The 12,556-nt window shown below is 66.9% G+C and carries 12 protein-coding genes; 7 read left to right on the forward strand and 5 right to left on the reverse strand.

Features of this window, described 5'->3' with window-relative positions; all coding sequences use genetic code 11:
* Positions 1–70 precede the first annotated feature (70 nt).
* The 3 genes from DIE16_RS02230 to DIE16_RS02240 form a co-directional block, all read right to left on the reverse strand.
* Complete coding sequence (locus tag DIE16_RS02230) at positions 71–1,783, reverse strand: M36 family metallopeptidase (RefSeq protein WP_124521504.1); 1,713 nt, start codon at positions 1,781–1,783, stop codon at positions 71–73.
* A 474-nt stretch (positions 1,784–2,257) separates the two neighbouring features.
* Positions 2,258–3,202 carry a GlxA family transcriptional regulator gene (locus tag DIE16_RS02235; RefSeq protein ID WP_124891679.1) on the reverse strand — a complete coding sequence of 315 codons (945 nt, stop codon included), beginning with the start codon at positions 3,200–3,202 and terminating at the stop codon, positions 2,258–2,260.
* A gap of 137 nt (positions 3,203–3,339) precedes the next feature.
* Positions 3,340–4,302: a helix-turn-helix domain-containing protein gene (locus DIE16_RS02240; protein WP_124485166.1), complete on the reverse strand. Its 963-nt coding sequence runs from the start codon at positions 4,300–4,302 to the stop codon at positions 3,340–3,342.
* 241 nt (positions 4,303–4,543) lie between these two features.
* On the opposite strand from DIE16_RS02240, the gene DIE16_RS02245 reads away from it, so the two are divergent.
* The 7 genes from DIE16_RS02245 to DIE16_RS02275 all read left to right on the forward strand — a co-directional run bounded on the left by DIE16_RS02245 (position 4,544) and on the right by DIE16_RS02275 (position 9,018).
* Entirely contained in the window at positions 4,544–5,701 is a 1,158-nt protein-coding gene (locus DIE16_RS02245) for an amine dehydrogenase large subunit (protein ID WP_124891680.1), read from the forward strand.
* A gap of 7 nt (positions 5,702–5,708) precedes the next feature.
* Positions 5,709–6,266: a MauE/DoxX family redox-associated membrane protein gene (locus DIE16_RS02250; protein WP_124891681.1), complete on the forward strand. Its 558-nt coding sequence runs from the start codon at positions 5,709–5,711 to the stop codon at positions 6,264–6,266.
* Positions 6,263–6,898, forward strand: coding sequence for a methylamine dehydrogenase accessory protein MauD (gene mauD / locus DIE16_RS02255; protein WP_124666908.1), 636 nt, complete (start codon positions 6,263–6,265; stop codon positions 6,896–6,898). Before DIE16_RS02250 ends, mauD begins: the two co-directional genes overlap by 4 nt.
* Positions 6,899–6,937: 39 nt before the next feature.
* Positions 6,938–7,483, forward strand: coding sequence for a methylamine dehydrogenase light chain (locus DIE16_RS02260; RefSeq protein ID WP_044847763.1), 546 nt, complete (start codon positions 6,938–6,940; stop codon positions 7,481–7,483).
* Positions 7,480–7,983: a cytochrome c gene (locus DIE16_RS02265; RefSeq protein WP_124521514.1), complete on the forward strand. Its 504-nt coding sequence runs from the start codon at positions 7,480–7,482 to the stop codon at positions 7,981–7,983. Before DIE16_RS02260 ends, DIE16_RS02265 begins: the two co-directional genes overlap by 4 nt.
* Positions 7,984–8,024: 41 nt before the next feature.
* Entirely contained in the window at positions 8,025–8,507 is a 483-nt protein-coding gene (locus DIE16_RS02270; protein ID WP_185500327.1) for a cytochrome c, read from the forward strand.
* Between the two features lie 133 nt (positions 8,508–8,640).
* Positions 8,641–9,018, forward strand: a complete 378-nt coding sequence (locus DIE16_RS02275) for a RidA family protein (protein ID WP_044847766.1) — start codon at positions 8,641–8,643, stop codon at positions 9,016–9,018.
* 37 nt (positions 9,019–9,055) lie between these two features.
* Here the strand turns inward: DIE16_RS02275 and DIE16_RS02280 are convergent, their stop codons facing one another.
* A complete protein-coding gene (locus tag DIE16_RS02280) occupies positions 9,056–10,582 on the reverse strand; it encodes a CYTH and CHAD domain-containing protein (RefSeq protein ID WP_124521517.1) in 1,527 nt (508 codons plus the stop codon).
* Positions 10,583–10,607: 25 nt separating this feature from the next.
* Positions 10,608–12,395, reverse strand: a complete 1,788-nt coding sequence (locus DIE16_RS02285) for a SulP family inorganic anion transporter (RefSeq protein ID WP_124521519.1) — start codon at positions 12,393–12,395, stop codon at positions 10,608–10,610.
* Positions 12,396–12,556 lie beyond the last annotated feature (161 nt).

The raw sequence follows: 12,556 nt of genomic DNA on the forward strand, positions 1-12,556 counted from the left end.
TCTCGTGAGGATGGCGATGTCGAGGAAGAGGGGCGTCGCAGGTCATGCGACGCCCCCGCCTGCTGCGGAATTACGACTTCTGCGGCACGGTCACGCCGTACGTGCAGCTCTTGTTGTATGCATTGCCGATCGCCGTGAGTTGCGCGCTGCTGTAGCCGAGCGCGGCGGCGGCCGTCAGCACCGCCTGGGCGGCGGCCTTCTGGTTCGTCGAGCTGTTGGTCATCGACAGCCCTTTCAGGAAGGCCTTGTCCATCGCCTGCGCGCCGATCGCGTCGCGCGCGACGAGGTTGCACGACGCCCAGTACTGGCCGGCCGTGTGGATCTCGGCGCCGCGTGCCTGCGCGTAGGTGCGTCCGACGTTCCAGTTCGTCACGCGGCCGCCCCAGTATTCGTTGTGGCCGTCCCAGTTGTAGACCCAGTGATACTGCGCGTCGGACGGGCTCCATTGATTGAAGTCGCGGCTGTACGCGGCGGCGAGATAGTCGCCCGTGCCTTCCGACAGGCCTTCCTGCTGCGACAGGCCGCCGTTGGTCACCCAGTCGTGGATGCCGTGGCCGAGCTCGTGGATCACGACGTCCGCATCTTCCGCGTCGTCGACACCGCCCTGGCCGAAGGTCAGCCGGCCGCTGCTCGACGAGTACGACGAGTTGTCGTCGCCCGATTCGCCGTGCGGGTCGTACTGCACGCCGCCCGTGTACTGGTAAGGCAGCGCCTTGATGCCGAGCGTCTGGTTCACGTAACGGAGGAACGTGTCGATGTGGTAGTACGTGTTCACCGCCTCGAAATACAGGTTGCCGCGCGTGAACTCGAACGTCGGCGTCGCCTGCGCCGGACACGCGTTGTCGCGCGGCGCATCGAAGTCGACGCACGACGCATACGGGCCCGACAGCACGTAGCGCGAGTTCGACTGCGCGAGATCCTTCAGCGTCACGCGCACGCGCGCCGCCGTGAGCTGGGTGGAATCGGCGTCGTTGCCGTCCTTGTAGCCCGTGCTGCCGTAGCTGCTCTTCGTCGACGAAAGCGGATCGGGCCGGAATACGAAGCCGGTGCCGTCGGTCGCATAGAACGCCTTGTCCTCGGCGCGCAGCACTTCGCCGCTGTCCGCGTCGATCAACAGTTCCCAGTCGCCCTTCGGGCCGTCCTGCGGGCGGCCGCGTACCTTCCATGCGGTATGCGTGCCGGCCTTGTCGACGAACGCGACGCGCTGTGCGTCGAGGTTCGTGAAGCCGCTGACGCCGAGATACGCGCGGGCGCGGTCGAGCGCCTGCTGCTGGTCGACCGCCTGTGTCTTGCGCGCGGTGACGGCCACGCCGTTGATCGTGTTGCTCGCGACGTACAGGATGCGGCCGTCCTTCGCGACCGTCACCGCGATGTCGCTGCCGTACACGGGCAGTCCGGCCGCCTGCTGCTGGAAGTGCACGACGGTGAAGTCGACATCGCTGCGCTCCGACGTCACCGCGAGGCTCGCGAGCGCGGCCGGGTCGAGCCCGAGCTGCGTCGCCTGCGACGCGACGAAATCGCGCGCGGCGGCCGCGGGCGTGGCGGCCGCCTTGTTCGCGCGATAGGCGGGGTTGTACAGCGTGACGGCGACGCCGTCTGCGCGGAATTGCCCCGCGGCGGTATCGGCCTTGGCCGCGGCCGGTGCCACGCCGCGCGTCAGGCTTTCGCGCAGGCTCGACGCCTGCGGGTTCGCGACCTTGGTATCGGCCGCGCTGCCGCCGACGATGCCGAAACCGAGCGCGAGACCCAGGGCGAGCGGCAATGCTTTGCGTGATGTCTGCATGGGTGATCCTCATCTCAACGGTTGGACACGCCCGCGCGCTCGTGGCGAGCAGGCACGACACGGCTCGCGCGCCGGCTCGATGGAACCGGTGCGGCGAAGCGGTGCTGGGAGATTCGACTGACTGAGGATAACTAAGCGTCAGGTCGAAACGAATCGGAACGGAATGGCGGCGGGGAAGCGAACGGCAGGCAGGTGCGGCGACGGTGAGGCGAGCATCGTCATGTCATACCCCTCGGAATTGATATCGGTTTGGCAGCCTGCGTGGCGCGACATGCGTCGGGCCCGGGCTCTCATCTCCTTAGGGCTGCCTATCTAATTGCGAGGTATGTTACAGAATATTTTCGGCAACTTTGCAATTTATTTTCGAAGGCCGCTTCGGTCCGTCGATCAATCGCCGGCATTGTTGAGCGAATGGCGGGAAACGCTGCCGGCGCGTGCAATAGCGCGCCGGATTGTACGCAAAAGCGGCGCCGTTCAGCGCGTCGCGCGGCGGTCGCTGCGCGGGCTCACGCCGAAACGCGAGCGATATGTGCGCGAGAAATGAGACGGCGATTCGAAGCCGCACGCAACGCACACCGACGTGATGCTCATGTCGGTCTGCTGCAGCAGCTCGCGTGCGCGATCGAGGCGCAGGTTCAGGTAGAAGCGCGTCGGCGTGTCGTTCAGCGTCGCGCTGAACAGCCGTTCGAGCTGGCGCCGCGTGATCGCCACGTCCTGCGCGAGCGCATCGGAGCCGAGCGGAGTTTCCATGTGCCGCTGCATCGTGTCGATCACCTGGATCAGCTTGCGGTTGTGCACGCCATAGCGCGCGGCGATCTCGAGCCGCTGGCTGTCCGAGCGCTGCCGGATGCGGCTCACGACGAACTGTTCGGAGATGGCCGCCGCGAGATCGGCGCCATGCCGCCGGCCGATCAGGTCGAGCATCATGTCGATCGACGCGGTGCCGCCCGCGCAGGTGATGCGCCGGTCGTCGATCTCGAACAGTTCCTGCGTCGCGTTCAGGCCCGGGTAGCGCTCGCGGAACGCGGCGAGCGCTTCCCAGTGCAGCGTCAGCGTTTGCGAGGCGTCGAACAGCCCGGCTTCCGCGAGCACGAAGCTGCCGGTGTCGATGCCGCCGAGCGTCGCGTCGTGCCGGTTCTGGCGGCGCAGCCAGTCGGCGAGCGCACGGTCGTAGCACACGAGCGGATCGAAGCCGGCGACGACGAACACCGTCTCGACCTGCGCGACGTCCGCGTACGCGGCTTCGGCCGCGACCGGAATGCCGTTGCTCGCGGCGACGGGCGTGCCGTCCGCGCTGATCACGTGCCAGCGGTACAGCTCGGTGCGAAAGCGGTTCGCGACGCGCAGCGGTTCGACCGCCGACATGAAGCCGAGCGCGGAGAAGCCGGGCAGCAACAGGAAGTGGAAATCCTCTGGCATCGGGGCGTGGGGTGGAAGCGGGTGGTCGTCACGTACTGCGCGGGCGCGACACGGCGAGCGGGCAGGCCCGCGCACGCCGCGCCCGGCTCGCGGAAGCCGGACGTTCAACGCACGATTATCGCGGTTTTTGCCGGCGCTCAGCGCGTTTTTGCGCCGCGCACCGTCCGGCGCGCCGTCGTCGAAGGCAGTTCGCCGAACTGGGCCCTGTACGCGTTCGCGAAATGCCCGAGGTGGATGAAGCCCCAGCGCGCGGCCGCTTCGCTGATCGGCAGGTCCGACTGCCGCGTGTCGAGCAGCAGGCGTCGCACCTGCGCGAGGCGCAGCGAGCGCGTGTAGTTCAGCGGACCGGTCTGCACGACCGACTGGAAGCTGTTCTGCATCGTGCGCCGGCTCACGCGCAGCTGCGTGCACAGGCTCAGGATGTCGACGGGCGCTTCCGGGTGCCCGATCACGTAGTCGTGCACGCGCCGCACGATGTCGGCGTGGCACGCATGCGTGAGGCGGTGCGGCGGCTCGGGCATCCGGTAGGTCAGGAGATCGACGAGCACGTTGGCGACCTCGCCGCGCAACTCGGACTGCGCACGCGCCGCATCGAACGTGGCGGGTGCCGACAGCACGCGTTCGAGCAGTGTCGCGAACTGCAGGCTTGCGCGTTCGCGTGCGGCGACCGGCACGTCGACGACGCCGCGCCGCAGCGCGCGCTCGTCGACCCGGACGTCGGCGGCATCCTCGATCTGCTGCATCAGCTCGGCGTCGACGACCACGCCGATCAGCGACATGTCGTCGGGTGAATGCAGTTCGAACGGCGAGCCGCCGCGCGCCATCACGATCGTGCCGCGCTCGATGCGCGCATCGCCGAAGGCGAAGGTGCCCGAGCCGGTGAGCGGCATTCCGAATACCGTATGGCCAGCCGGCAGGCGCCCGCGCTGGATGACGCGCACGTTCGCCGCTTCCTGGAACAACTGCACGCCGTCGAGCTCCACGTGCTTGACCGTGCTGCGATACGAGCCGCAGCCGATCTGGTCGTAACGCTGATCCCAGCCGCGCAGCGCCTCGGCATGCCGGTCTGCGTCGTCGAACATCTGGTGAAACACGAGCACGGCGCCTCCGGCGGTCGTTCGGACCGCGCAAGATTAAACCGACCGGGCGGTCGGTGCAATACGGATGAGCGCTATTCCGGCAGGGGTTCTGGCGGGGTCGGATGGGGCGCGCCGCAGGTGCCTTTCAGGCGGTTTTCCAATATCCCGAATCGGCACGCACGCGTTGCCGGTCCGGGTGCTGAACCGATTTATTGTCGAACTACAGTCGCCCCACATTACCTGAATCCCAACTGGAGGCGACATGAGAACAAGGCGACGCACCGCGGCTTTCGCGGCGACGCTGGCGTTCGCGGCGGCGTGGGACGGCAGCGCGGACGCGACGGAAAAGCCCGAGGAACTGGTCGTGCAGAAGATGCCGCCGTGGCATCCGCACGCGGTGTACGTCGTGGACATCGCGATGCCGACGATGACCGACGGGCGCATCTTCGTGTACGACGCCGACGCGAAGAAGCTGCTCGGCCAGATCGACGGCGGCTTCGCGCCCGGCCTCGCGATCTCGCCCGACCACAGGACCAGCTTCATCGCGACGACCTATTTCTCGCGCGGCTCGCACGGCACGCGCACCGACGTCGTCGAGATGACCGACAACACGACGCTCGATCACACCGGAGAGATCGTGATTCCGGCGAAGCACGGGCAGCACGTGCCGTCGCCGTACAACACCGCGTTCAGCGCGGACGGCACGCGGCTGTACGTCGCGAACATCACGCCGGCCGCGTCGGTGACGGTGATCGACGCGGTGTCGAAGCAGGTGCTGTCCGAGATCGACACCGCGGCATGCGTGCTTGCGTATCCGTCGGGGAACGACCGCTTCACCGCGCTGTGCGAAAGCGGCAAGGCGCTCACGGTCACGCTCGACGCGAACGGCAAGGAGGTGAAGCGCACGATGTCCGATGCATTCATCGACGTCGACAACGATCCGGCCTTCATCAACGCGTCGCGCTACCAGGGCGGCTATCTGTTCACGACCTACCACGGCAACGTGCGCAGCGCCGATTTCAACGGCGCCAGGCCCGCGTTCGGCAAGTCGTGGTCGCTGCTGACCGACGCCGAGCGCGCCGAAGGCTGGCGCCCGGGCGGCATGCAGCAGACGGCCGTGCAGGTCAGGCAGGACCGTTATTACGTGCTGATGCACAAGGGTGGCGACGGCACGCACAAGGATCCCGGCACGCAGGTGTGGATCTACGACCTGAAGACGAAACAGCGCGTCGCGCGCTGGGATCTCGCGCAGCAGAAGGTCGATCCGCTCGTGTCGATCCAGGTCAGCGAGGACGACAAGCCGCTGTTCTACGGGCTGACGGGCACGTCCGATCTCGTCGTGATGGACGCGCACAGCGGCAAGCTGCAGCACGTCGAGAAGCAGATCGGCAGTACGTCGACGCTGCTCGTGAATCCGTGAGGCCGCGATGACGCTCGATCCCGTACTCGCCACCAGCGCGCAGGCAGGCGCCGCCGTCGTCGTGTTGCTCGGCGCCTTCGCGAAGATGCGCCGGCCGGCCGCGTTCCGGCAGGCGCTCGCCGGCTATCGCCTGCTGCCCGATGCGCTCACCGCGCCCGCCGCGTTCGCGATTCCGCTCGCCGAAGCCGTCTGCGCCGCGGCGCTGCTGTTTCCCGATACACGCATGACCGGCGCGCTCGGCCTGATCGCATTGCTGCTCGTGTTCGCGGCCGGCGTGACGATCAACATCCTGCGCGGCCACACCGACATCGACTGCGGCTGTTCCGGTATTGCCGCGGCCGCGCGCACGGATGCGCCGCGCGGCATCGGCTGGCTGCATGTCGCGCGCGTGCTGCTGCTCGTCGTGCTGGCCGCAACCGCGCTCGTCGAGCCGGGCAGCCGCGCGGTCGTGTGGTTCGACTACCTGACGCTGTTCTCTTCCGTGCTGCTGATCGTCTGCGCGCTGCTCACCGTCGACGTGCTGCTCGCCAACGTACCGCGCCTTTCCCACCTGAGGAATTCATGATGCAAACCGCTCTCACCGTTTCCACCGCCTTGCTGTGGGTCGCCGTGCTCGCGCTCGGCGCGATCTGCCTCGCGCTCGTGCGCCAGATCGGCATCCTGTACGAACGCATCATGCCGGCCGGCGCACTGATGATCGACAAGGGGCCGGCGGTCGGCGCGATCGCGCCCGCCTTCGAGCTGACCGACATTCGCGGCTCGCAGGTGAAGGTCGGCGGCATCGATGCAGCGGGCAAGGCGACGCTGCTGTTCTTCCTGTCGCCGACGTGCCCGGTCTGCAAGAAGCTGCTGCCGCTGTTGCCGTCGCTGCAGGCGAGCGAGTCGACGCCGGTGAACATCGTGCTCGCGAGCGACGGCGATCCCGACGAACACACGCGCTTCGCGCAGAAGCACGACCTCGCGCGCTTCCCGTACGTACTGTCGCAGGAGCTCGGCCTCGCGTACCAGATCGGCAAGCTGCCGTACGCGGTGCTGCTCGACGACACCGGCACCGTGCGCGCGAAGGGGCTCGTCAATACGCGCGAGCATCTCGAGAGCCTGTTCGAAGCGAAAGAGCGTGGCGTCGCATCGCTGCAGCAGTTCGTGCACGGCGATCACGACCACGACGGCCATCAAGAGCACGCGCAGCACGCGTGATCGGCCGACCTTCCTTCAACGTCAACGGAGAACAACGGAATGGGCCTGTTTGATTCATGGTTCGAACGGTCGGCGCGTGGCGTCGCGCAGCATAGTTCGCGGCGCAGCGCGATGGCGAAGCTCGGCAAGGTGCTGGTGGGATCGGCGATGCTGCCGCTGTTGCCCGTCGATCGAACCGCGTATGCGGCCGACGCGGCCTCGGGTGCATCGGCGGCGTCCGGTGCCGCCGCATCGGGCGCGAGCGACGATCCGATGAGCTGCGACTACTGGAAATACTGCGCGATCGACGGCTGGCTGTGCAGCTGCTGCGGCGGTACGTCGAGCAGCTGCCCGCCGGGCACCACACCGTCGCCGATCACGTGGATCGGCACCTGCCGCAATCCGCACGACGGTTCGGACTACATCGTGTCGTACAACGACTGCTGCGGCAAGACGTCTTGCGGCAAGTGCTTCTGCAACCGCAACGAGCGCGAGAAGCCGCTGTACAAGCTGTCGCTGAACAACGACATCAACTGGTGCATGGCGAACGGTAATTCGAATTACCACTGTTCGGTTTCGGTCCTGCTGGGAGCGGCAAAGCAATGAAAGTGAAGCAAGCTGGAAAGATCGTGGCCGCGTGCGTGGCGGCTGCCGCCGGGTTTCTGATGCTGCCGGACGAGGCCGGTGCGCAGCAGGCCGTTCATTACCCGGCGGGCAAGAGCCTGTTCGACGCGCAGTGCGCGGTGTGCCACCAGGCGGGCGGCAAGGGGCAGGACGGCCTCGCGCCGCCGCTGACCGAGTATCCGGGCAAGTACGCGACGGCCGACGCGGGCCGCGCGCAACTCGTCGCGACGCTGTTGCACGGGATGTTCGGCGAGATCGAGGTGCACGAAAAGCGTTACAACTTCAAGATGCCGTCGTTCGCGAGCGCGAGCGATGACGACATCGCGAACGTGCTCAACTACGTCGTGTTCGATCTCAACGACCGGCACGGCGACGCGAAGCCGTTCACGGCAGCCGACATTCGCGCGGCGCGGGCGAAGGAGATGGACGGCACGGCCGTTCACGCGCAGCGTGCGATCGTGACGAAGGGGCTGGGGCTGTGAATGCGGCCGGCATTCGGCGTCGCGGCGGGCGTACGGCGGCGTTGCGGATCGGCTCGTTCGTGACACGCCGTCTGTCTTCGGCGCTGGTGATTGCTGTCGCGACATGTGCGATTGCAGCTCCCGCGCATGCCGACGGCGCGGCCGACGCCACGCTCGCGCGGCAGCACTGGGTCCTCAACTGCATGGGCTGCCACACGGCGACGGGCGGCGGCATTCCGGGCAAGGTGCCGCCGCTCGCGAACTCGCTCGGCTATTTCACGCATCTGCCGGCCGGGCGCGAATATGTGATGCGCGTGCCCGGCGCGTCGAACTCGGCGCTGTCGGACCAGGATCTCGCCGACGTACTGAACTGGGTGCTCACGACGATGAATCGCGATGCGCTGCCGCGCGATTTCAAGCCTTATACGGCTGACGAAATCGCCGCGCGTCGACGGCCCGCGTTTTCCGATGTCGCGACGGTGCGTGCGAGGCTCGTGCGCGAATTGCACGAGCGCGGGATCGACGGTGTGTCCGAGCGCTATTGATTGGCGACGACGGGGCGACGCAGCATGTCGCGGCGCTTCGGTCGCGAACACCGGATTGGCAGCGCGCGGGTTCCGCGCTACGCTCGTCGTCATTGGCCGGCGCAGGCGCCAGGCGGATCGAACGGAGGTTCAAATGGCAATCGAATACTTCGCAGAAAGCAACCCCGTCACGCGAAACCTGCCTCGATCGTTGGCGACCAAAGCCGGCGATCTGGTATTCGTATCCGGTCAGGTGGCGAGAAACGAAGACGGCAGCATCGTTGCCGGCGGGATCGAAGCGCAGACACGTCAGACGTTGAAGAACGTCGCACACGTACTCGCGCTGGCAGGATGCACGCTCGGCGACGTCGTGAAAACCACCGTCTGGCTCGAAGACGCGCGCGACTTCGCCGAATTCAATCGCGTCTATGCGGAGTTCTTCCCCGAGAACAAGCCGTCACGCTCGACGTTGCAGGCGACGAACATGGTCGGCACCAGGATCGAGATCGAGGCGATCGCGTGCAAGCCCTGAGTGCCATCGCGCCACGTCGATGCGGCCGCGTGCCGCTTCAGTGCGGCGGCGACAGCCGTTTGAAGCGGCTCCACAGCTGCTTCAACGTCTGATGATCGGCCGCGGCGCGCGCGGCCAGAAAGCCGCGAGCAAAGCCCGCACCCGGCGCGGCGTCGGGTGACGTGCGAGGCAGCGCTTTCAGAAACTGCTCGGCGACCACGGCATCGTTACGCCAGCCCAGATCATCCTGAAGTTCGGACAGCGCGTCGACGTACGAGCGGACGGCTTGCTTGCGGCACAGCGACGCGAAAAATTCGGTGGCGTACCGGACTTTCTTCGCCGCGATGCGCGCACGGTGACGCCGGTGATCGTCGAGATCGGCCAGCCTCTTGCCGCGTTTGATCAGTTTCCGGTGCCGGCGACGCAGAACTTCGTGAGCAAACGGACTCGCCGGCTGCATGATGGCATCGCGCCGTTCGTCAGGCATCCCGTCCCGCCAGCCCTTTCGGTTCACCCATGACGCGAGCTGTAACGCGAGCCGCGTGTAGCGAACCGATCCGACTGCGGAAGCCGCGCGCTGGCGATTGAGGGCGGCAATGCGCTTGCAGGCGTTCCGCACTGGACGGATCTCGTCCGGATTGCCGTTCGTGCCGGCATGGTCGAGCGTCGCTCCGGCAAGTACTTCCCAGTCGCGCGCGGCGCCGAGCTCGCCGGCGATCCAGCGCAGTTCGTCGTCAAGGCCGGGATACGCGGGAATCACTTTCGCGAACAGGTCGAGCGCCGAACGCAGGCGACGCAGCCCCACCCGCATCTGATGCACGCTCGACGGATCATGGCCGGACTCGACACCGCGTTCGTTGGCGCGGATCTGGTCCAGGCAGTTGCGCACGATCCGGCAGAACGCGTCTTCGATCGAATCGCGCTTCTTCAACTGCACCGGTCGCGCCTTGACGGCCGGCTGGTGCTCGGCGACGAGCAGCCCGTACCCGAGATCGGCCTTGCTCTCGTGATCGATGCGCAATGGCGCGATGTCGAGCAATTCCAGTGCGATGCCGTACAGGTTTTCGGGGCGGCCGCGTTTCAGTTCCAGTTCGATCGCGGCGATCGGGACCGACTTCGAATCCGCGTCGACCGTCCCCTTGTCGAGCGCGACCTCGACTTCGTCGCCGGAAGGCAGGCGCAGCGGTAGAACCCGCCGCTTGATCCGCGTGACGAACACGGGCTGAAGATCCGGTGCCGTGGCCTGGTCGCGAACCAGGCGGCCACACTCGGTGTCATCGGGGAGCGTGTCCCGCAGCCGTGTCAGATCGGGGACGTCGCCGTCGACGGGCGTCTCGAATTCGTCCCGCTCGAACAGGCCGGCCCGGGCCGATCCTTCCAGTTTCAACGTCTGGACTCTGTGGTTGCCGGCCGCACGCACCCGCAGGGAAGCCGCGCACCGGTGAAATGCGAGCGTGGCAGTGTCGAAGTACGTGCTCGTCAGCTGTTGAGTCGCACCGGCGCCGTTGGACGGCGCAAGCAACGGCGCGTGGCGCAACTTGTCGAGGTTCTTTGCGGAAACCCGCAGCTTCAGCTCTCGTTCCATACCGCCTCCGATATGTTGCCGACCATCAGTTCCCCGCCGATCCCCGGGAGTCTTCCCAGTCGTGCCACTCGATTCGATGCATGTCCACATAACGGCTTACCGCTGCGCCGATCGTCGGAAAGAAGTTGTCGTCGCCGAACATGCTGTACATGCCGTAATGTTTGAGGCTGTCCTTGACGGGGCCTTTCAGCTCCGCGAAGACCAGCTTGACCTGCCGCGCGGCAAGTTCAAGATGCAGCCGTTCGAGGACATCGGCAGCCGTGAGGTCGATGTCGGTCACGGGCTCCGCCGCGATGACGATCCAGCGTGCCGGCTCCGGCGATTCATCGACCGCGCGCAACACCCGTTCCCGAAAGATTTCGCCATTCGCGAAAAAGAGCGGCGCATCCCAGCGCAGCAGCACGAGCCCGGGCACGCGCCGCGCGTCCGGATGGCGCGACACGTCGTGATAGCCCTTCGTGCCGTCGACCCGCCCGAGCACGGCATCGTAAGGCCGCCACGCGCGCCATAGAAACGACAGCACGGTGAGCAGCAGTGCCAGCGCAATGCCGTTCACGACCCCGACGGCTGCAACGCCGACGAAGCACGCCACCGCCTGCACGAACTCGCTTTTGCGGAGCCGATAAAGCCGCACGACGCCGCGCACCTCGATCATGTTCACGCATGCCGCGATCACGACGGCGGCCAGCGCGGATTGTGGCGTGTGCGCAAGCGCGCGCGGCGCGAACAGCAACAGTGCGGCAACGACCGCGGCAGCCACCACGCCCGTCGCCTGCGTCTTCGCGCCCGCCGCTTCCGCGACGGGCGTGCGTGAGCCGCTCGCGCTCACCGCGAACCCTTGCATCAGGCCGGCGGCGAGGTTCGACAGCCCGAGCGCGATGCATTCGTGATTCCGGTCCACGCTGGTGTCGTTGCGCAGTTCGTAGGTGCGGGACAGCACGCTGATATCCGTGAACGAAACGAGCGCGATCGCCGCTGCGCTGCCCGCGAGATGCAGCCAGTCGTCGAAGCTCACGTCGGGGATGCGCGGCACCGGCAGGCCTTGCGGGACCGCACCGACGGTTGCAACGCCGGCGCGCGTCGACAGATCGAACCACATCACCACCGCCGTCGCGCCCGCCACGGCGAGCAGCACACCCGGCATCCTGGGCCAGAGCCGTTTGCACGCGAGTATCAGCGCGAGCGCGGCGACACCGAGTGCGAACGACGTTGCGTTCACCTTCGATGCCGCGATGCCGGCGACCACGTCGCGCACCTGCTCGATGAACGATTCGCCGTTGCCCTTGTAGCCGAGGAGCTTGGGCAATTGTCCGATGCTGATCGTCAGCATGATGCCGTTCAGAAAACCGTACCGGATGGGTAGCGACAGCAGCTCGGTGACGAATCCGAGCCTGAGCACCCCGACCGCGATGCAGATCGCGCCCGCGAGTATCGCGAGCGCGCCGGCAAGGGCCAGCGCATGCGCGGCATCGCCGTGAGCAAGCGGCGTGATGCTTGCGGCAATCAGCGCAACCAGCGCGGAGTCGGGGCCGAGCACGAGGATGCGGCTGGGGCCGAAGAGCGCGTACGCGAGCATCGCGGCAAGCGACGCATAGAGCCCGTTGACGGCGGGCAGGCCCGCTGCGTTCGCGTACGCCATGCCGGCGGGCACGAGCACGGCACTGAGCGTGACGCCGGCAAGCAGATCGTGCGGCAGCCAATGCAATCGATACGTGCGCGCCGCGGCGAGTCCGTTGATCCACCGCAGCAGGCCGGCATCGGGCTTGCGGGGCGGGCGGGCCGTGTGCTGGTGGGCACGGCTTTTGATGTTCATCGCAGGACGTCAGGGAACCCGGGCGGAATCGTTCGTTACGTCCGCCGGTATCGTTAAAGATTATGTTCCCGTGCCCTCGGAGCGCAAGCCCGGTTTCACGATGTTGCGTTTCGACGCGTCGGCCTGACGGTCCGGCTACTTCGCCGAATGCCGGTCCGATC

Source organism: Burkholderia sp. Bp9090 (genome assembly GCF_003857985.1).
Classification (GTDB): domain Bacteria; phylum Pseudomonadota; class Gammaproteobacteria; order Burkholderiales; family Burkholderiaceae; genus Burkholderia.